The sequence below is a fragment of the Pseudarthrobacter sp. NIBRBAC000502770 genome (genome assembly GCF_006517815.1).
GTDB classification, from domain to species: Bacteria; Actinomycetota; Actinomycetes; order Actinomycetales; family Micrococcaceae; genus Arthrobacter; species Arthrobacter niigatensis.
Window position 1 is genome coordinate 1,123,090 of sequence record NZ_CP041198.1, and the last position, 19,717, is coordinate 1,142,806.

13 protein-coding genes are annotated in these 19,717 nt (G+C 68.1%); 8 read left to right on the forward strand and 5 right to left on the reverse strand.

Going from position 1 to position 19,717, the window contains the following annotated elements; translation table 11 throughout:
• Positions 1-57: 57 nt before the first annotated feature.
• Positions 58-1,371, forward strand: coding sequence for an RNA polymerase sigma factor (locus NIBR502770_RS05435; RefSeq protein ID WP_141181265.1), 1,314 nt, complete (start codon positions 58-60; stop codon positions 1,369-1,371).
• Between the two features lie 205 nt (positions 1,372-1,576).
• Here NIBR502770_RS05435 and NIBR502770_RS05440 read toward each other — a convergent pair whose 3' ends face one another.
• Complete coding sequence (locus tag NIBR502770_RS05440) at positions 1,577-1,798, reverse strand: hypothetical protein (protein WP_013600696.1); 222 nt, start codon at positions 1,796-1,798, stop codon at positions 1,577-1,579.
• A 256-nt stretch (positions 1,799-2,054) separates the two neighbouring features.
• On the opposite strand from NIBR502770_RS05440, the gene NIBR502770_RS05445 reads away from it, so the two are divergent.
• Positions 2,055-4,163, forward strand: a complete 2,109-nt coding sequence (locus tag NIBR502770_RS05445; RefSeq protein ID WP_141181266.1) for a type IIA DNA topoisomerase subunit B — start codon at positions 2,055-2,057, stop codon at positions 4,161-4,163.
• Positions 4,164-4,220: 57 nt separating this feature from the next.
• On the opposite strand, the gene NIBR502770_RS05450 is transcribed toward NIBR502770_RS05445, so the two are convergent.
• Together NIBR502770_RS05450 and NIBR502770_RS05455 are read right to left on the reverse strand one after the other, a co-directional pair.
• Positions 4,221-5,213, reverse strand: coding sequence for a M56 family metallopeptidase (locus tag NIBR502770_RS05450; RefSeq protein ID WP_141181267.1), 993 nt, complete (start codon positions 5,211-5,213; stop codon positions 4,221-4,223).
• A 6-nt stretch (positions 5,214-5,219) separates the two neighbouring features.
• The gene (locus tag NIBR502770_RS05455) at positions 5,220-5,603 is read right to left on the reverse strand and encodes a BlaI/MecI/CopY family transcriptional regulator (protein ID WP_018769682.1); all 384 of its coding nucleotides are present in this window, start codon (positions 5,601-5,603) and stop codon (positions 5,220-5,222) included.
• Between the two features lie 258 nt (positions 5,604-5,861).
• Between NIBR502770_RS05455 and NIBR502770_RS05460 the strand changes: the two genes are divergently transcribed.
• The 3 genes from NIBR502770_RS05460 to cydD are packed head-to-tail and all read left to right on the forward strand — an operon-like array spanning position 5,862 to position 11,958.
• Positions 5,862-7,454, forward strand: a complete 1,593-nt coding sequence (locus NIBR502770_RS05460; protein WP_141181268.1) for a cytochrome ubiquinol oxidase subunit I — start codon at positions 5,862-5,864, stop codon at positions 7,452-7,454.
• Positions 7,455-7,469: 15 nt separating this feature from the next.
• Positions 7,470-8,519: a cytochrome d ubiquinol oxidase subunit II gene (gene cydB / locus NIBR502770_RS05465; RefSeq protein ID WP_141160805.1), complete on the forward strand. Its 1,050-nt coding sequence runs from the start codon at positions 7,470-7,472 to the stop codon at positions 8,517-8,519.
• A 1-nt stretch (position 8,520) separates the two neighbouring features.
• The gene (gene cydD, locus NIBR502770_RS05470) at positions 8,521-11,958 is read left to right on the forward strand and encodes a thiol reductant ABC exporter subunit CydD (RefSeq protein WP_141181269.1); all 3,438 of its coding nucleotides are present in this window, start codon (positions 8,521-8,523) and stop codon (positions 11,956-11,958) included.
• 53 nt (positions 11,959-12,011) lie between these two features.
• Here the strand turns inward: cydD and NIBR502770_RS05475 are convergent, their stop codons facing one another.
• Entirely contained in the window at positions 12,012-12,530 is a 519-nt protein-coding gene (locus NIBR502770_RS05475) for a DinB family protein (protein WP_141181270.1), read from the reverse strand.
• A gap of 69 nt (positions 12,531-12,599) precedes the next feature.
• Between NIBR502770_RS05475 and NIBR502770_RS05480 the strand changes: the two genes are divergently transcribed.
• Both NIBR502770_RS05480 and NIBR502770_RS05485 read left to right on the forward strand, forming a co-directional pair.
• Positions 12,600-13,583: an ABC transporter ATP-binding protein gene (locus NIBR502770_RS05480; RefSeq protein WP_141181271.1), complete on the forward strand. Its 984-nt coding sequence runs from the start codon at positions 12,600-12,602 to the stop codon at positions 13,581-13,583.
• Positions 13,573-14,373 carry an ABC transporter permease subunit gene (locus NIBR502770_RS05485; protein WP_141181272.1) on the forward strand — a complete coding sequence of 267 codons (801 nt, stop codon included), beginning with the start codon at positions 13,573-13,575 and terminating at the stop codon, positions 14,371-14,373. The genes NIBR502770_RS05480 and NIBR502770_RS05485 overlap by 11 nt, the downstream gene beginning before the upstream one ends.
• 19 nt (positions 14,374-14,392) lie before the next feature.
• Here the strand turns inward: NIBR502770_RS05485 and NIBR502770_RS05490 are convergent, their stop codons facing one another.
• On the reverse strand, positions 14,393-16,915 hold the full coding sequence (locus NIBR502770_RS05490; protein WP_141181273.1) for a DNA topoisomerase (ATP-hydrolyzing) subunit A: 2,523 nt from the start codon (positions 16,913-16,915) through the stop codon (positions 14,393-14,395).
• A gap of 76 nt (positions 16,916-16,991) precedes the next feature.
• Here NIBR502770_RS05490 and NIBR502770_RS05495 point away from each other — a divergent pair, with 76 nt between their 5' ends.
• Complete coding sequence (locus NIBR502770_RS05495) at positions 16,992-19,676, forward strand: bifunctional GNAT family N-acetyltransferase/acetate--CoA ligase family protein (RefSeq protein ID WP_141181274.1); 2,685 nt, start codon at positions 16,992-16,994, stop codon at positions 19,674-19,676.
• The last annotated feature ends 41 nt before the right edge of the window (positions 19,677-19,717 follow it).

Genomic DNA, 19,717 nt, shown 5'->3' on the forward strand with positions numbered 1-19,717 from the left:
GTCATAGTGGTGTTGCCCGTATGGTGATTCCACAGACCACCGCTAGAAAGGTTTTCTGTGACCCCGTCTTCCACGAAGAAGGATTCCGCCGCCCAGGATGTCTTGTCCCCTGAGGAGAAGCAGGCCGCGACCAATGCCAAACGGGCAGCCACACGTGCTGCCAACAAGGCTTCGGCAGGCGAGGCTGCAGCGGACGGCAAGCGCGAGCCCAAGAAGCGTGGGCCCAAGCCCGGCGCCAAGGCTGCAGCAGCGGCCGCGGGAAAGTCCGCCGGTGACACCGACCCGGATGAGGTCGAAGAAGTCGAGGAAGACCTCGACGACATCGTCATCGACGGTACCGAGGCCCCCGAGGACGCCGACGCTGATCCCGTCAAGGGTGCAGCCGGCAGTGGCAAGGGCTTTGTCTACTCCGACGCGGACGACGACGACGCCCCGGTGCAGCAGGTCATGTCTGCCGGTGCCACGGCCGACCCCGTCAAGGACTACCTGAAGCAGATCGGCAAGGTGGCACTGCTCAACGCGGAGCAGGAAGTGGACCTGGCACTGCGGATCGAAGCCGGGCTGTTCGCAGAGGAGAAGATCGCCGCGGACGACGGATCCATGGACCCGAAGTACAAGCGCGAACTCGAATTCATCATCCACGACGGCAAGCGCGCCAAGAACCACCTGCTCGAGGCCAACCTCCGCCTGGTGGTCTCGCTCGCCAAGCGCTACACCGGCCGCGGCATGCTGTTCCTGGACCTCATCCAGGAAGGCAACCTGGGCCTGATCCGCGCTGTCGAAAAGTTCGACTACACCAAGGGCTTCAAGTTCTCCACGTACGCCACGTGGTGGATCCGCCAGGCCATCACCCGCGCCATGGCGGACCAGGCCCGCACCATCCGTATTCCGGTCCACATGGTCGAGGTCATCAACAAGCTCGCCCGTGTGCAGCGCCAGATGCTGCAGGACCTGGGCCGAGAACCCACGCCCGAAGAACTGGCACTGGAACTGGACATGACCCCTGAAAAGGTTGTCGAAGTCCAGAAGTACGGCCGTGAACCGATCTCGCTGCACACCCCGCTGGGCGAGGATGGCGACTCCGAGTTCGGCGACCTGATCGAGGACTCCGAGGCCGTTGTCCCCGCCGACGCCGTGAGCTTCACCCTCCTGCAGGAGCAGCTGCACTCGGTGCTGGACACTCTCTCCGAGCGCGAGGCCGGCGTGGTTGCCATGCGCTTCGGCCTGACCGACGGACAGCCGAAGACTTTAGACGAAATCGGAAAGGTCTACGGCGTGACCCGCGAGCGGATCCGCCAGATCGAATCGAAGACCATGTCCAAGCTGCGGCACCCCTCCAGGTCGCAGGTGCTGCGGGACTACCTGGACTAAGTCCCCGCAATGGCCAGGCAGGGGCCGTCCGGGACCCACTGAAAAGTGGGTCCCGGACGGCCCCTGCTGTTTCGCTCTGTTGTCTCCTGGTCTGCAGCGCCATGTCCCGTGCGGGCCCGGCCCAGTCCGGCCAGGGGTCCTTAAACGCCTGCGGGACCCCTCCGAATGGAAGAGTCCCGCAGGGTCGTTGTTACCGATGCCTCATCTAGTCGATTTCCACGGCAGCTTTCTCGTGAAGCTTTCCCGTCTCGTCGTGCCAGTCGGAGCTCAACGGCTTGAGCGTCGCTTCGACTGCACGGGCGTGGTGGCCGCAGAACAACAGCTCCCCGCCGGAGGACTCGAGTACAACCCGGACATATGCCTGGGCTCCGCAACGATCGCACCGGTCCAGTGCGTTGAGCGTGCGGTCTGCCACTGCTGTTGTCATGTCGGCCTCCTTAGTAGATCAGTACATCTATATAACCAGCATTCGTATCCAATCCATCGCAAGGATGGGGCAAGTTCGCTGTGCGCGTATCCGCAAGGTTCGGTCAAGAACTTCCCAGTTCCGCCCGCCACCACGGTCCGTGGCGCGCCGCACACCGGGCCGCGGGTGTGGCAGACGGTTCTGCCCGCTGCAGCGGACTACCCTAGAAGGTGCGGTCCCAGCGCCGCATCGACGTCCCTGAAGGAGTTCATCACCAGTGGCACCAAGCTCTGAGTACACCGCCCGGCACCTTTCCGTCCTGGAAGGCCTCGAAGCCGTCCGCAAGCGCCCGGGCATGTACATCGGCTCCACCGACTCGCGCGGCCTCATGCACTGCCTCTGGGAAATCATCGACAACTCCGTGGACGAGGCCCTGGCCGGGTTCGGCCACGACATCCGGATCATCCTGCACGCGGACAACTCCGTGGAAATCCACGACGACGGCCGCGGCATCCCCATCGACAAGGAGCCAAAGACGGGGCTCACCGGCGTCGAAGTGGTGTTCACCAAGCTGCACGCCGGTGGCAAGTTCGGCGGCGGGTCCTACACGGCCTCCGGCGGCCTGCACGGTGTGGGCGCATCGGTGGTCAACGCCTTGTCCTCGCGCCTGGACGTCGAGGTGGACCGGGGTGGCAAGACCTACAGGATGTCCTTCCGCCGCGGTGAGCCCGGCCGCTTCAAGGACACCGGGTCCCGCCTGGATCCGGCAGCTCCGTTCACGCCGTTCGTCAACGACTCCGTGCTGGACGTGGTGGGCAAGGCCAAGCGCGGCGTGACCGGAACCCGGATCCGCTACTGGGCTGACCGGCAGATCTTCACCCCCGATGCCAAGTTCTCTTACGATGACCTGGTTGCCCGCGCACGCCAGACCTCGTTCCTGGTGCCCGGCCTCAAGCTGACCGTCCGGGACGAGCGCAGGGTCCCCGGGACCCCCGGTGAAGCAGGTCCCTTCGAAGAGGTTTTCCACCACGACGGCGGCATCTCCGAGTTCGTCGAGTTCCTTGCAGCCGATCCGGCCGTCACGGACGTTTGGCGGCTTCACGGTTCCGGAAAGTTCAAGGAGACGGTCCCGGTCCTTGATGAGCGCGGACACAGCCAGCTGGCCGAGGTCGAGCGCGACTGCGAGGTGGACGTGGCGCTCCGCTGGGGGATCGGCTACGACAGCTCCGTGCGGAGCTTCGTGAACATCATCGCCACCCCGAAGGGCGGCACCCACCAGTCCGGGTTCGAACAGGCCCTGATCAAGACCTTCCGGAAAGCCGTGGAGGCCAACGCCCGGAAGCTCAAGGCCGGCAACGACAAGATTGAAAAGGACGACATCTTCGCCGGCCTGACGGCCGTGCTGACCGTCCGGCTCGCCGAACCGCAGTTCGAAGGCCAGACCAAGGAAATCCTGGGAACCAGCGCCGTCCGCGCCATCGTGGCCAAGGTGGTGGAGCGCGAAATCTCCGCCAAGCTGTCCTCCAGCAACCGGAACGACAAAGCCCAGTCGGCGCTGCTGCTGGAGAAGATCGTCAACGAGATGAAGTCCCGCATCTCGGCGCGCGTGCACAAGGAGACCCAGCGGCGCAAGAACGCGCTGGAAACTTCCTCCATGCCCACCAAGCTTGCCGATTGCCGGACGGACGACGTCGGGCGTTCCGAACTGTTCATCGTGGAAGGTGACTCCGCGCTGGGCACGGCCAAGCTGGCCCGTTCCTCGGACTTCCAGGCGCTGCTGCCCATCCGCGGCAAGATCCTGAACGTCCAGAAGGCCTCGGTGGGGGACATGCTCTCCAACGCCGAGTGTGCCGCCCTGATCCAGGTGGTCGGGGCAGGTTCCGGCCGCAGCTTCGACATCAGCGCCGCCCGCTACGGCAAGGTGATCCTCATGACCGACGCCGACGTGGACGGCGCCCACATCCGGACACTGCTCCTGACCCTGTTCTTCCGCTATATGCGTCCCATGATCCTTGAGGGCCGGGTGTTCGCCGCCGTGCCGCCGCTGCACCGGGTGGAGGTCATCAACGCCGGCCAGAAGGCCAACGAGATGATCTATACCTACTCCGAGGCCGAGCTCCACGTGCTGCTGGCCCGCCTGGCGAAGGAGGGCAAGCGGTACAAGGAGCCGATCCAGCGGTACAAGGGCCTGGGGGAGATGGACGCCGAGCAGTTGGCCGAGACCACCATGGATCCGCGGCACCGCACCCTTCGCAAGGTGGGGATCGAGAATGCGCAGCAGGCTGAGGAGATTTTCGACCTGCTGATGGGCTCGGACGTGTCCCCGCGCAAGGACTTCATCATTGCCGGCGCCTCCAGCCTGGACCGGGAGCGTATCGACGCCTGACAGCCGCCGGTTTTCGCGCGGCTGAACCACCAGGAGGCAGCGCGCGACGGCGGCGCGTCAGCCGAGCAGTCCGGGTACCACCAGCAGGGCGGTAGGCAGCGCCAGCAGGAGGATGCAGCCGGCCAGGACGGCGCTGCGGACAGCGGCAGGAAGCTGGGGCTGCGGCGTCAGGAGCCGGCTGACCCGGGAGGCAGCCGTCCGGACCGCATCCGAGCCCGGGCCGCCCGATGCCGCCTCAAGGCCCGAAAGGGCAAGGCTAGGGGACGACGGCCGGATGTCGCCGCCGCCGGCGTTGCCCGCCGAACCGCTGGCCACAATGGCGATGGCCTTGATGAGCGTCGCCTTGCTTTCCGTCCGAAGGGCGACGTCGTCGGCCAGCATCTCGATCAGCGAATTCACCGACTCCTGCGCAAGCCGGGTGGTGGGCAGCCAGGGGAGGGCCTGCCGCCAGGCCGCGAAGGCCCACAGGAGCAGGTGGTGCCGCTGGCTCAGGTGGGCGTTCTCGTGGATGAGGACGGCACGAAGCTCAGCCGGTTCAAGGGCAGCCATCAGGCCATCCGACAGTACGGTGACCGAGCGGGCGCCTCCCGGAAGGCAGTAGGCAACGGGGGAATCGTGGCTGATGACCAGCGTGCCGGCGTCCTGGCCTGACGGGGAAGCCAGGATGGCGAGCAGTTCGCGGTGCCGGCGCCGCTGCCGCTGGATCTTGTAGTACGTCAGCAACAGGGTGAAGACCAAGTGGGCCGTGAGCAGGGCGGCAGCGGAGAGGGCAAAGATATGCCAGAACCCCAGCGCCGTGGTGGGGGCATTGAAGAGCACCATGCCGGCAAGGGCGCGCAGCCCTGCGATGAGGTTGTCACCCACAGGTTCCAGGCCGTAGACCAGCATGGCGCCGATCATGGAGAGACCACCTGCGAGTGCGATCGCCTGCCACAGCAGCATGGCCGTGAAGGGCGACCTGGCCGGCCATTGTGCCCGTGACAGGAGGATTGGCACCGGCCACGCCAGGCTTATCGCAAGGACCGCCAGCAGGTATGAGGCCCAGAACATGGTGTGCTAGAGATGACCCAGCAGTTTGCGCAGCGTTTCGGCTTCACCTTCGGAGACAGACCCGATGAAGCGGGCCAGCACTGCCTCGCGGTCCGGGGCCGACCCAAGGACCTCATGCATGAGTTCGGCGGTGTGGTCTGCACGGCTGGACACTGCCTGGTACCGGTGCGGGCGGGTGCCGCGTTCGCGTTCGACCAGGCCCTTCTTTTCCAGGCGGGAAAGTACGGTAAGCACCGTGGTGACGGCGAGTTCCTTGCCTTCGTGGCCGGGGCCGCCCTGCGCCGCCGACGTGCGCGCCAACTGATCCCTCAGGGTATTGGCCGTAGCCGCTTCCTGGCCCGCCCAGAGCAGGTCCATCACTGCCCGTTCCAGTTCACCAAGACTAGCCATGTCACTTTTCCTTTTATTTCCCCGCACCGTGCGCTGTGCGCCAGGTGACGTCACGCGGTTGTTCAACTACACAACTAAATTTACCCCGAAAACGCCGAACCTTCTACATCGGGTAGAACATCTGGCGCGCCGCGCCCAGGTGGGCGATCCTAGGGAGGACGGTTGGTTTTCGTCCGCCGCCGACCATGTTCTACACTTTGTAGAAGTTACAGTTCTACGAAGCGTAGAAAAATGCATTGGCTAACAGTAGGGACTGCCATGGACGCCTTGGAAATCGCACGCTGGCAATTCGGCATCACCACCGTCTACCACTTCATGATGGTGCCGCTGACCATCGGCCTGGGCCTGGTGGTCGCCGTGATCCAGACGGCCTGGTACCGCACCGGCAAGCCGGAGTACCTGCGCATGACCAAATTCTGGGGAAAGCTTTTCCTCATCAACTTCATCATGGGCGTTGCCACCGGCATTGTGCAGGAGTTCCAGTTCGGCATGGCCTGGAGCGAGTACAGCCGCTTCGTCGGTGACGTCTTCGGCGCCCCGCTGGCCCTCGAGGCCCTCCTGGCCTTCTTCGTCGAGTCCACCTTCCTGGGCCTGTGGATCTTCGGGTGGAAGCAGCTCAAGCCCGCCATCCACCTTGCCTGCCTCTGGGTGGCCGTCATCGGCTCGGCGCTGTCCGCCTACTTCATCATCGTGGCCAACAGCTGGATGCAGCACCCGGTGGGCGTGGAAATGATCAACGGCCGGCCCGTCATGACCGACGCCTGGGCCGTGTTCACCAACAACACCGCCCTGGTTGCCGTACCGCACACCCTGTTCGGCGCCCTCGCCGTGGCGGGCGGCTTCCTCCTGGGCATCGCCTGGTACCACCTGTGGCGGAGGCGGCACGACGGCGTCGACACCGTAGGCGCCGACGGCCGGATCATCCCCGGCGAAGACGCCAGCATTTCCGGCCGCGACCGGGCCGACTACAAGGTGTGGATCCGGTCCCTGCGCATCGGTGCAGTGGTGGCCATGATCTCCTTTGCCGGCACCGCCGTCACCGGTGACCTGCAGGGCAAGCTCATGTTCCAGCAGCAGCCCATGAAAATGGCCGCAGCAGAGGCCGCGTGCCACGACGGCACCGGCTTCTCCGTCCTGAGCGTCGGCAACGTGGGCTCGAAGAACTGCGACGACGTCGTGGCAGTGATCGAGGTCCCCGGCATCCTTTCCTTCCTGGCCAAGGGTGACTTCACCACCGAGGTGAAGGGCGTCAACAGCCTGCTGCCCGAGTACAAGGAAAAGTACGGAACCACGCTCCCGGACAACCCGATCTACGGGGACCGCGCCGGCCAGGAGATCCAGTACGTACCCGTCATGGAAGTCACCTACTGGGGCTTCCGGATGATGATCGGCTTCGGCGGCCTCGCGGCGCTGGCTGCGCTGGTGGCTCTCTGGATAACCCGCAAGGGGACGGTACCGGAATCCCGGTGGCTGATGCGCCTGGCAGTGTTTGGCATCCTTGCACCCTTCGGTGCCAACGCCGCCGGCTGGATCTTCACCGAGATGGGCCGCCAGCCGTTCGTCGTGGCACCCAATCCCGACCCGAGCGGCATCGACCAGGTGTTCATGTTCACCGCCGCCGCCGTATCACCCGGTGTGTCCGCAGGGGAGCTGATCGCCTCGCTGGTGGCCCTGACCGCCGTCTACGCCGTCCTGCTGGTGGTGGAAGTAAAACTGCTGGTCAAGTACATCCGCGGCGGCGTGGTCTCCGCTATGCCGGAACTCGGCCACGCTCCGGTGGACGAGGATGAAACCCCGGGCCCCGGCGGCGGCCCCAAGCCCGCCGACGACGTCCTGGCCTTCGCCTACTAGCAGAGGAAACACACAATGGAACTGCTGCCCACCATCTGGTTCATCGCCATTGCGGTGCTGTGGACCGGCTACCTCTTCCTCGAAGGTTTCGACCTGGGCGTAGGGATGCTGATGAAGCTCTTCGCCCGCAACAACACCGAACGCCGCGTTCTCCTGAACACCATTGGGCCCGTCTGGGACGGCAACGAGGTGTGGCTGCTGACTGCCGGCGGCGCCACCTTCGCGGCCTTTCCGCTTTGGTACGCGTCCTTGTTCTCCGCGCTCTACCTCCCCCTCCTGGTGGTCCTGCTCGCCCTGATCTTCCGCGCGGTGGCGTTCGAGTACCGCGGCAAGGTGGACACCGACAGCTGGCGGAACCGCTGGGACTGGGCCATCGCGCTGGGTTCCTTCTTCGCCGCATTCGGCGTCGGCGCCGCCTTGGCCCTTACCACCACCGGGCTGCCGCTGAACGCCAACGGTGACCGCGAAGGCGGCCCCATGGCCTGGTTCAGCGGGTACGCCCTCCTTGGCGGCGCGGCAGTGGTGGGCTTCTCGCTCCTCCATGCGCTGGCATTCCTGGCACTGAAGACGGACGGGGATGTCCGGCACCGTGCCCGCCAGTGGTTCGTGCGGCTCCTGCCGGTCCTGCTGCTGCCCATCGCCGCATGGGCGCTGGCCATCCAGTTCATGGACGGGAAGCCCTGGACCTGGGCCGCCGTCGTCCTGGCCGTCGCCGCCGCCATCACTGCCTGGCTGCTGGCCCGGAAGGGCGCTGAAGGCAGGGCCTTCCTGGCCCTCGGCGGCTTCCTGGTGCTGGGCACGGCATCCATCTTTGGTGCGGTCTTCCCCGTGGTGCTGCCCTCCACGCTGGACAGCGCCTTCGACCTCACTGTCTCCAACGCATCCTCCTCGGACTACACGCTGGGGCTGATGAGCATCGTGGCGGCATTCGGCCTTCCCCTGGTGATTGCGTACCAGGCATGGACCTACTGGGTGTTCCGCCGCCGGGTAAGCACCGCGCACATCCCGGAAGCCCACAGCTTCCTCCCGGCGGTCGCTGCCAGGGCCTTCACCACCAAGGGCTGACGTGCGGCCAACATTTCCCGCCGGTCCGTCCACCCGCTCGGCAATCTACTGGCTGGGACTCCTGGCGGCGCTCAAGGCCCTGTCCCTGGTCCTGATCGGCCAGGCGGTGGCATCGGTCCTGGCCGGACTCGTCGCCGGGAACCCGGCCTGGGGGAGCCAACTGACTGCCGGACTCGCCGGCGTCGTGCTCCGGTCCCTGACCGTTTGGGGCCAGGCCGTCGCTGCCCGCCGCGCTGCCCTGGGCGTGAAGGAGGAACTGCGCGCCGAACTGCTGGAGCGGGCCCTGCGCACGGGTGTGCGCGGATCCGGCCCGGGCGACGGCGGGCTGGCGGTCCTTGCCACCCGCGGCCTGGACGCCCTGGACAGCTACTACACCCAGTTCCTTCCCGCACTGGTCAACTGCGCCGCCGTTCCGCTGCTGCTGGGGGCCCGGATCCTCTTCGCGGACTGGGTCAGCGCGCTGGTGATCGTGCTGACAGTTCCGCTGATCCCGGTGTTCATGGTGCTGATCGGCAGGTACACCGAGGACAGCGTGCGGGAAGCCCAGGCCACCCTGGCGCGGCTGTCGGCGCACATGCTGGAGCTGGCCAAGGGCCTGCCGGTCCTGGTGGGGCTGGGACGTGCCACCGCCCAGCGGAAGGCCCTTGAGGAGATCTCGGAGGAGTACCGCTCCCGCACCATGGGCACCCTTCGCACTGCTTTCCTGTCCGCCCTGGCCCTGGAGCTCATCGCGACCATCTCGGTGGCAGTGGTGGCCGTCTTCATCGGTGTGCGGCTGGTGCATGGCGACATGCCGCTGGAAGCCGGCCTGCTGGCCCTCCTCCTGGCACCTGACTGCTACCTTCCGCTGCGGGAACTCGGCACCGCCCACCACGCCAGCGACGACGGCAGGGTCGCACTCGCGGAAACGGCCGCCGTGACCAGTGCCGCCGAGCCGGCACCGCTCCCGGCCGCCAAGGCCGGCAGGCCCGGTGCCCCGCTGGAAGTCACCGGACTGACCGTGACATACGCCGGGCGGTCCGCAACCGCCGTCGGGCCCATGACGTTCACCGCGCCGCTGGACAGGATCACGGCATTGGACGGCCCCAGCGGCGCCGGCAAGAGCACCGTCCTGGGCGTCCTCGCCGGGATCATCGGCCACGGTGGCGGGACCAGCGTCACCGGCTCCATCAGCGGGCTTGACCGCCGCTCCGTGGCATGGGTGCCGCAGCACCCGGTCATGGTGGCCGGAACCGTCCTGGACGAGGTACTGCTGTACCTGTCGCCTGACTCCGGGCACGGCCCGGACCGGTTCGCCGATGAAGATGCCGCCCGCCGCTGCCTGGCACGTGCCGGAGCCGGGCACCTGGCCCCAAAGCACCAGGCGGAACTGAGCCCGGGTGAGCTGCGCCGCGTCGCACTGGCCCGCGGCCTGGCCAGGATCGAGGCCGGTGCCACCCTCCTGCTGCTCGACGAACCCACCGCGCACCTGGATGACGCGTCGGCCGTGATCGTGGAGGACGCCATCCGCCGGCTCCGCGGCCAGGTCACGGTGGTCCTGGTGGCCCACAACCAGCGCACGCGGCAGCTGGCGGACCTGCTGGTACCGGTGGCGCCTGCGGCCCGGACCCACACAACGGCCCGGCAGGACGACGCCGATGCCGCGTTGCTGCCTGCGGCCCCCGCCGGCGTCCCGCATGGAGCCAGCGCTGCAGACGGGGCGGCCACGGACCGCGCTTCGACGGACAACCCCGTCACGCGGAACCCGGCCGTACGTGCCGCTGAAAAGGCTGCCCCCGGGGCCTTCCGCCTGCTGGCAGCACTCCTGGCTCCGGTGCGGGGCAAGTTCGCGGCCGCCGCCTTCGTCGGCACCCTGGCGGCCCTCTTCGCCGTCGCGCTTTCCGGCCTGTCCGGCTGGCTCATCATCCGGGCGAGCGAACAACCGCCCATCCTGTACCTGTTGACCGCCATCGTCGGAGTCCGGTTCTTCGGCATCGGCCGGGCCGTGTCCCGCTACTGGGAGCGGCTGCTGCTGCACGACGCCGTGTTCGCCGCACTCACCCGGCTCCGCGGCCGGCTCTGGGAGTCGCTGAGCCGGCGTGCCCTCTCGCTGCGCCGGCTGCTGCAGGGCGGCAACGTTCTGGGTACGGTGATTGACGACGTCGATACCGTCCGGGACCTCCTGCCCCGGGTGGTCCTGCCGCCCGCCACCGCGCTGGCGGTGTCCGTCCTGGCCGTGGCCGCCACCGGCATCCTGGTACCGGATGCCCTTCCCGCCGTGGCCGGTGCGGCCGTCGGCGGCCTGCTGCTGGCGCCCGCCGCGGCCTTGTGGGGCGACCGCAAGTCCGCTGCCGCCGAGCAGTCCCTGCGCTCGGGCGTGCTGCGCCGCGTCACCGCTGCCCTCGATGCACGCGCGGAGCTGCACGCCAACGGCGTGGCACCACGCGTGCTCGAGGCGCTGCTGGCGGAAGACCGGGACGCCACCCGCGCTTCGCGGCGCTCCGCCTGGGCGGACGGGCTGGGCCATGCCGTTGCCACAGCAGCCTGTGGGACGGCAGCCCTGGCTGCTGCCTGGCTGGCGGGGCCCGCAGTCCTCGCGGCCCAGGTGGCACCGGCGGCCGCCGCCGTGGTGGTCCTTCTCCTGCTTGCCCTGGTGGAACCCTACGCGGCGATGACGACGGCGGTGCGCCAGTACCCCGCCCTGCGGTCCGTCATGCGCCGGGTGGGGGAGTCCGGCGCCCTGGCGGCCGGCAGCGAACCACGCGGGGGCCTGCAGCCCGTTTCCCGCCGGGACGGGGACACGCCGGGCGTTGAGCTCCTGGACCTGGCCGCGGAATGGCCGGGCGGCCCCCCGGTCTTCTCCGGCATCACTGCTGTGGCAGTTCCCGGGCGCTGGCTGGCGGTCACCGGACCGTCCGGCTCCGGCAAATCGACGTTGCTGTCGGTGCTGCTGGGCTTCCTGCCGCCGGCATCCGGACAGGTCCTGGTCACCGGCCGGGCAGCGTGGTGCCCGCAGGAGGCCCACCTGTTCGATTCCACGATCAGGGGAAACCTGCTGCTGGGACGGCCGATCGAGGACGGCCCGGCGCCGGCGTCCGACCGCGAGCTGGAGGCGGTGCTTGCCGCCGTCGGCCTTTCCGCGCTGGTGGGCAGGCTGCCAGCCGGGCTGGACACCCGCATCGGCCCCGGCGGCGCCTTCCTCAGCGGCGGCGAGCGCCAACGCCTGGCTGTGGCGCGGACCCTGCTGACGGGGGCGGAAGTGATCCTGCTCGATGAGCCCACCGCGCACCTGGACGCGGAGTCCGCGGCCACCATGCTGGCGGACCTGCGCGCCGGACTGCGGGACCGCACCGTGGTGCTGGTGACCCACAACCCCGCCGACATCCAGGCCGGTGATGCCCGGCTGGAACTTTCGGAGCCGGCCGGACAGTCCTGGGGCTCCCTGGCCCCTTCCCGCTAAGCGCTGCCGGACGCGCTTGGCCGCCGCGGCTCCGGCGGCCAAGCGCGCTTCGGTCAGCCGTCGACGTCGTGCAGGTGGTGGACCACGTCGTGCAGGAAGTACTGCGAGAGCGTCAGGACGGTGAACTCGGAGCCGTTGCTGCGCACGCCCTTGCGCCCCCAGTCCTCTTCGGGGACGCCGGCGAAGGCTTCGGCGGCCTCGTGTCCCTCCGCTGCCAGCTCCGGACCCACCTCGGACGGGTCGGCGTTGGCGTAATCCTTCTCGATGGCCGTCCGGTCCTGGTCCCAGTCAGCGAAGCGGGCGTCGTCCTCGGCGAGCATCAGGTTCAGCCTCTGGTTGAACAGGGTAAAGACGTCCCGCACATGGCACGCGTACTCCACCGCGGACCAGGTCTGTCCGTTGGGGCGCTCGGCCGCGTCCGGCCGCCGAAGGACGGCCAGCCAGCGGGGAATCATGCTTTCGACGCTTCCCGGAACCGTGGCGGGCGTGGCGGTTGGGGCGTGGAAGTTGCACTCCGGGCAGGGCCGGGAGAGGACCCAGGTCCAGTCCTTGTCATCAGGCACGATAGGCATGGGAGCAGTCTAAGCTGTGCGGGCCAAAAGACTCTGGGCCGCAGGGAGCGTCCGGGCTAGCGTGGCCGCATGAGCCCGGAAGCGCGCAAGGACGCGCAAAGCATGGTGCAGCTGGCCGGCCTGACGAAGCGGTTCGGCCGGAACACGGCGCTCGACGACGTGACCCTCACCATTGGGTCCGGCGAGGTGTTCGGCTACCTGGGCCCGAACGGGGCAGGCAAGACGACCACCATCCGGCTGCTGATGGGAATGCTGCGGCCCACATCCGGAACGGCGTCCGTCCTGGGAATGGATACCTGGCGCGAATCCCGCGACGTCCACCGGGTGGTGGGCTACGTTCCCGGCGAGCCGGCGCTCTACGACCGCCTGACCGGCCACCAGCACGTGGCCTACTGCGCCCATCTGCGGCACCGGGACGACAGCGGGCGTGCGGCAGAGGTGGCGGACCGGCTGGAACTGGACCTGGGAAAACCGGCCCGCACGCTGTCACGCGGTAACCGGCAAAAGCTCGCCATCGTCCTCGCGGTCATGTCCAGGCCGCGGCTGCTCGTGCTGGACGAACCAACCAGCGGGATCGACCCGCTGGTGCAGCAGGTGTTCCACTCCATCCTGCGCGAGCACACGGCCGGCGGCGGGTCCGCCCTGTTCTCCTCCCATGTCCTGGGCGAGGTGGAGCGCGTCGCAGACCGGATCGGGGTGGTCCGGGGCGGCAAACTGGTGGCGGTGGAGCGGCTGCAGGACCTGGCCGCCCGCTCCCTGCACCGGGTGCGGGCCAGATTCGCCGGCGACGTATCCGTGGCCGAGTTTACCGGCGTCCCCGGGGTACGGGACGTGCTGGTGGACGGCCGGACCCTGAGCTGCAACGCCCCGCAATCGGCCCTGGACGCCCTGCTGAAACGGGTCAGTGCCCGGGAGGTGGAGGACTTCGAATGTTCCGAGGCCCCGCTGGAGGAGACGTTCCTGAGCTATTACGGGATGGACCGGGCGGACGGCAGCGCTGCGCCCGGCCCAGCGGAACGCGCGGCCGGAGCGGTGGGGCACCGTGCTGGCTAGCGTCCTGCTGAAAACGCTCCGGGACCAGGGCAGGCTGCTGGTCGCCTGGGCCGTCTCCCTGGCCCTTGTCGTGGCCATGTACGCAGCCGTCTGGCCCTCGGTGAAGTCCCAGCCCTCCATCAGCGCCTTCATCGAGCAGATGCCGGAGGCCTTCCGTTCCCTCTTTGCCACTTCCAGTGCAGACCTGTCCACCCCCACCGGGTACATCCAGGTGGAGCTGCTGTCCTTCATGGGTCCCATCGCAGTCCTGATCTACGCCGTCAGCTCCGGTGCGGGAGCCATCGGCGGGGAAGAGGACCGCCACACCATGGACCTGCTGCTCGCCAACCCCGTGGGCCGGGGAAGGGTGGTGGTGGACAAGTTCCTCGCCATGGTGGCGGGCACGTTCCTGTTGGCCGCCGTCATGGGTCTGTCCCTGTTGCTTGAAGGCAACCTGGTGGACCTGGTCCTGCCGGCGGACAAGGTGGCAGCGGCCATGCTGCACCTGGCGCTCCTGGGCGTCGTGTTCGGGGCGCTCGCCCTGGCGTTGTCAGCGGCGACCGGTCGGACCGGGCTCAGCCGCGGCGTCCCTGCAGTGCTGGCGGTCCTGGCCTACATCGTCAATGCCCTGGCACCCATGGTGGACGTTTTTGACCGGATCCAGAAGGTCTCGCCGTTCTTCCAGTACATCGCCCACGACCCGCTCCGCAACGGCACCGCCTGGGACAGTGTGCTGGTATCTGCCGTGACCATCGCGGTGCTGGTGGCGCTCGCCGTCGCCGGATTCCGGCGCCGGGACGTCGCCGGCTGAGCCGGCCACGCCGCCGGCACTACTCCGCGGTGTCGCCGGCTGCGCCGCCGTCCATCCACGCCATGGCAGGGCCGACTGCTTCGACGGCCTGGGAGAGCGGGACGCCCGAGCCGTCGCGGCGGCCATGCTCCTGGGGCAGTGACCGCGCCACTCCTGCCGCGGAGGACGCCTTGGCCGGCCCGTGGCCCGCCCAGGCCAGCAGGAGCATGTCCTCGCCCTTGAGGAACCGGTGCGACCGGACCCCGGCAGTGGCGCGCCCCTTGGCCGGATATTCGGAGAACGCCGTGACTTTGGCCGTGCCCGGGGCAGTGCCCGGCAGGGCGCCGTTGGTCCCGGCGATGGTGACCACGACGGCGGCCTCATCCTGGGGCTGTACGGCACCAAAGAAAATCACCTGGTCACCAGCGGCGAGTTTGATTCCGGCCATGCCGCCGGCGGTGCGGCCCTGGGGGCGGACCACGGCGGCGGGGAACTTCAGCAGCTGGGCCTCCCGGGTGAGGAACACCAGTTCGGTGTCATCGCCGCCGGCGGGAGCGACTCCCACCACCACGTCCTTGTCCTTGAGGGTGATGACTTCCCAGTCTTCCCGGTTCAGCGGGTAGTCCGGCTGGACGCGTTTCACCACGCCCTGGGCGGTGCCGACGGCCAGGACTTCATCCAGCCGCACGAACGCCACCAGGGTTTCACCCTTCACCAGGGTGAGGAACTCCTTGGCAGGGACGCCGCCGGCCAGGTTGGGCAGGCCGGCCACGGGCGGCAGGACCGGCATGTCCATGACCTGAAGCCGGAGCATCCGGCCCTGCGAGGTGACCGCCGCGATTTCGCCGCGGGCCGACGTCTTGACCACCGAGGTGTATACGTCGTGCCTGCTCCGGGGACCTGCCTCGGCGAGCGGTTCCTGGTTGCTGGTGCGTGCCACCTGCCCGGACGCGGTGAGGATGGCCCAGCAGGGGTCGTCGGCGATTTCCAAGGACAGCGGGGCAGCCTTGCCCTTCTTGGCCCCGGCAAGCTCGGCGGCGGCGACAGTGGGGGACACGGCCTCGGACTCCAGGAGCACGGTGCGGCGCGGGGTGCCGTGTTCCTCGGCGATCGCGCCGAGTTCGTCGGAGACCACGGTGCGGAGCAGCTCCTCGGAGTCCAGGATGGCCTGCAGTTCCGCGATGTCGCGGCGGAGTTCGTCCTGTTCTTTTTCCAGTTCGATCCGGGAGTACTTCGTTAGCTGCCGCAGGCGGAGTTCAAGGATGTAGTTTGCCTGGACCTCGGTAAGGTCGTAGATGGACATCAGCCGCTCACGGGCCGCCGCGGCCTCATCCGAGGACCGGATGATCTGGATGACCTCGTCGATGTCCACGATGGCGATCAGGAGGCCCTCCACCAGGTGGAGGCGGTCCTTTTTCTTGCCGAGGCGGAAGACGGTCCGGCGGCGGACCACGTTGATCCGGTGGTTGACGTAGACGCTCAAAAGGTCCACCAGGCCCAGCGTCTGCGGCTGCCCGTCCACCAGCGTGACGTTGTTGATGCCGAAGGAGTCCTCCATCGGCGTGTACCGGTAAAGCTGCTGCAGGACCGCGTTCGGGTTGAAGCCGTTCTTCAACTCGATCACCAGGCGCAGCCCGTGCTTGCGGTCTGTCAGGTCCACGATGTCGCTGATGCCGGTCAGCTTCTTGGCGTTGACGGCGTCCTTGATCTTCTCGATCACCTTCTCCGGGCCCACCATGTACGGCAGTTCGGTGACCACCAGGCCGGTGCGGCGTGCCGAGAGCTGTTCGATCTCCACCTTGGCCCGGGTCTTGAAGGATCCACGCCCGGTGGCGTAGGCGTCGCGGATACCGTCCAGGCCCACGATCCGGCCGCCGCTGGGCAGGTCCGGGCCCGGGACGAACCGCATGAGGTCCTCCAGGGTGGCGTCGGGGTGCGCAATCAGGTGCCGTGCTGCGGAGATAACCTCCACCAGGTTGTGCGGGGCCATGTTGGTGGCCATGCCGACGGCGATGCCGGTGGCGCCGTTGACCAGCAGGTTGGGGAAAGCGGCGGGAAGGACGTCCGGCTGGGTCAGCTGGTTGTCGTAGTTGGGGACGAAGTCCACCACGTCTTCGTCCAGGTGGTTGGTGAGGGTGAGGGCCGCCGCGGCCAGCCGCGCCTCGGTATACCGCGGTGCTGCCGGGCCGTCGTCGAGCGAGCCGAAGTTGCCGTGCCCGTCGATCAGCGGCAAGCGCAGGGAGAAGTCCTGCGCCATGCGGACCATGGCGTCGTAGATGGCGGCGTCGCCGTGCGGGTGCAGCTTGCCCATGACCTCGCCCACCACGCGGGCGCTCTTGACGTGGCCGCGGTCAGGGCGCAGTCCCATGTCGCTCATCATGTACAGGATGCGGCGCTGGACCGGTTTAAGCCCGTCGCGGGCATCCGGCAGGGCCCGGGAGTAGATCACCGAGTACGCGTACTCCAGGAAGGAGCCCTGCATTTCGGACGTCACGTCGATATCGACGATGTTTTCCGTGTAGCTGTCGTCCACGATGGGTTTTGAACTTTGCCGGCGGGCCATGGGGTTTGGTGAATCCTTCTGCGGTTACTGCGCAGCCTTGGGGTGTGCTGCGATAGTTTTTGGCTAGGCTAAGCCTATGGTGGATCAGCCCGGGGACGGCGAATATCCGGAACATTGGGAAGCCGATGTCGTCCTGCGTGACGGCGGGACAGCGCATCTGCGGCCCATCCACCCGTCGGACGCGGACGCCGTCCAGGCCTTCCATACCGGGCAGTCGCAGAATTCAATCTACATGCGGTTCTTTGCGTTCAAGGCCCGGCTGTCCGCCAAGGAGCTTAAGCGGTTCACCGAGGTGGACTACAAGGACCGGGTGGCGTTCGTCATCACCATCGGCGGCGACATCATCGGCATCGGCCGCTATGACCGGCTGAGCGATCCCACCGAGGCAGAGGTCGCGTTCAACATCGCGGACTCCCACCAGGGGAGGGGTATCGGCTCCATCCTGCTGGAGCACCTTGCCGCCGCAGCGCACGAAAACGGCATCCGGAAGTTCACCGCCGAGGTCCTGCCGGAGAACCGCAAGATGCTGATGGTCTTCTCCGACGCCGGCTACGACGTCAAGCGCCACTTCGACGACGGCGTCGTCAGCCTCGAGTTCAACATTGACCCCACCGAAAAATCCCGTGCCGTGATGGAATCCCGTGAGCACCGCGCTGAGGCGAGGAGCGTCCGGGAGTTGCTGGCGCCGTCGTCCGTTGCCGTGATCGGTGCCAGCCGCCGGTGGGGGACCGTGGGTTACCAGCTGCTGGAGCACATCATCGAGGGCGGTTTCCACGGCCCGGTGTACGCCATCAATCCCGAGGCGCTGGAGCTGGCGGGCATGTTGTCCTACGGCAAGCTCTCCGAGGTGCCCCAGCCGGTCCAGCTGGCCATCATCGCGGTGCCCTACGAGGAGGTCGCCGGCGTGGTGGAGGAGTGTGCGGCGGCCGGCGTCAAGGGTGTGGTGATCGCCTCCGCAGGCTTTACGGACGACGGCGAGCGCGGCCTGCTGCGCCAGCGCGCCCTGGTGCGGCAGGCCAGGGCCAACGGGATGCGGGTGATCGGGCCGGCCTCGCTGGGCATCGCCAATACCCACCCGGACGTGTCCCTGAACGCCTCCATGGCCCCGACGATGCCCCTGCGCGGGAGCCTGGGCCTGTTCAGCCAGTCGGCGGCCATCGGCGTCTCGCTGTACGCCGCCTCGAGCCGGCGGAAGCTGGGCCTGTCCAGCCTCCTCTCGGCAGGCAACCGGGCTGACGTCTCCGGCAACGACATGATGCAGTACTGGGAGGACGACGCCGACACCTCGGCCGTGGGCCTGTACCTGGAGTCGATCGGCAACCCGCGCAAGTTCTCCCGCATCGCACGGCGGCTGGCACGCACCAAACCGGTCATCGTGGCCAAATCCGACACCATGGGGCTCCGCCTGCCGCCGGGGCATGCCGTCCGAACCACGCAGGCGCCGGCGGGAGCGCTCGACGCCATGCTGCGCCAGTCCGGGGTGATCCGCGTCGAAACCGTTGAACAGCTGGTGGACGTGGCACAGGTGGTATCAGCCCAGCCCCTCCCTGCCGGGCCCGACGTCGCCATCTTCAGCAACTCCCAGGCCCTGGGCAACGTGGTGGCGGACAGTGCGGCCGCGCATGGGCTGGGAGTGGCGCAGGTGGTCTCCGGACTCGACCTCGACGCCGGCCAGTCCGTGGCCCTGCCCCTGCTCCGGAAGGCCCTCCTGGATGCCCTGGCCTCCGACGCCGTGCACGCCGCCGTCGCCGCCCTGCTGCCCGCGCGCGGCCTGACCGTCGACGCCGTGGCCGGAGTCCTCGCGGAATGCTCCGCAGCAGCCGGGAAACCGGTAGTGGCGGCGTTCACTGGGATCCTGGACCCCACCATCACCGTGGAGGGCCTGGTGGGAACGGAAGGCTGCACCGTTCCCTGCTTCTCCAATCCCGGTGCAGCCGTGGCCGCCCTCGCTGCCGTGGTCCGCTACGCGGAATGGGCCGCGCGCGACCATGGGCACTTCGTGGAACCCGACGGCTGTGACCCCCGCCAGGCGGCGGCTGAACTTGATGGACTGCTGGCGGACGTCAGCGGCGAGCAACTCAAGCAACTGGATCCGGCGGCGACGACGTCACTGTTGGGCCATTACGGCATTTCCGTCCTGCCCTCGGCACCGTTCACCACCCCGGATGAAGCCGTTGCCGCCGCCGACTCGCTGGGCTGGCCGGTGGTGCTCAAGACCACCGAGCCCGCCCTCCGGCACAGGCTGGACCTTGGCGGCGTGCGGCTTGGCATCGAGGACGCCGAATCGCTGCGCCTGAACGTGCTGCAGATGCGGCGTGCGCTCGCCGCCTACGGAAACCCGGCGCTCGAGGTCCAGGCCATGGCCCCGGTGGGCCAGGCGTGCACTTTCCGGGCCATCGAGGACCCGCTGCTGGGTCCTGTCATCTCCTTTGGCCTCGCCGGTGACGCCGTGAACCTCCTGGACGACTGGGCCCACCGCGTTCCACCGCTCTCCGCAGCGGACGTCCACGATTTCATCCGCGCCCCCAGGGCGTCCCGGAAGCTCTTTGGCTACCAGGGCCTGCCTGCCGTCGACGTGCAGGCCCTGGAGGATCTTGCCGCCCGGCTGGCGTGGATGAAGGACAACCATCCGGAGATTGCGCTGGTGGAATTCAACCCTGTCCTGTGCGGCCCGGCGGGTGCCACCATCCTTGCCGCCGACGTGCGGATTGGCAACGCCGCGCAGCGCACGGACAGCGCGCGCCGGGCGATGCTGGGCTGAGGCGGTTAGCAAGTGACCGGACGATCTGTGAAAATGGGGGC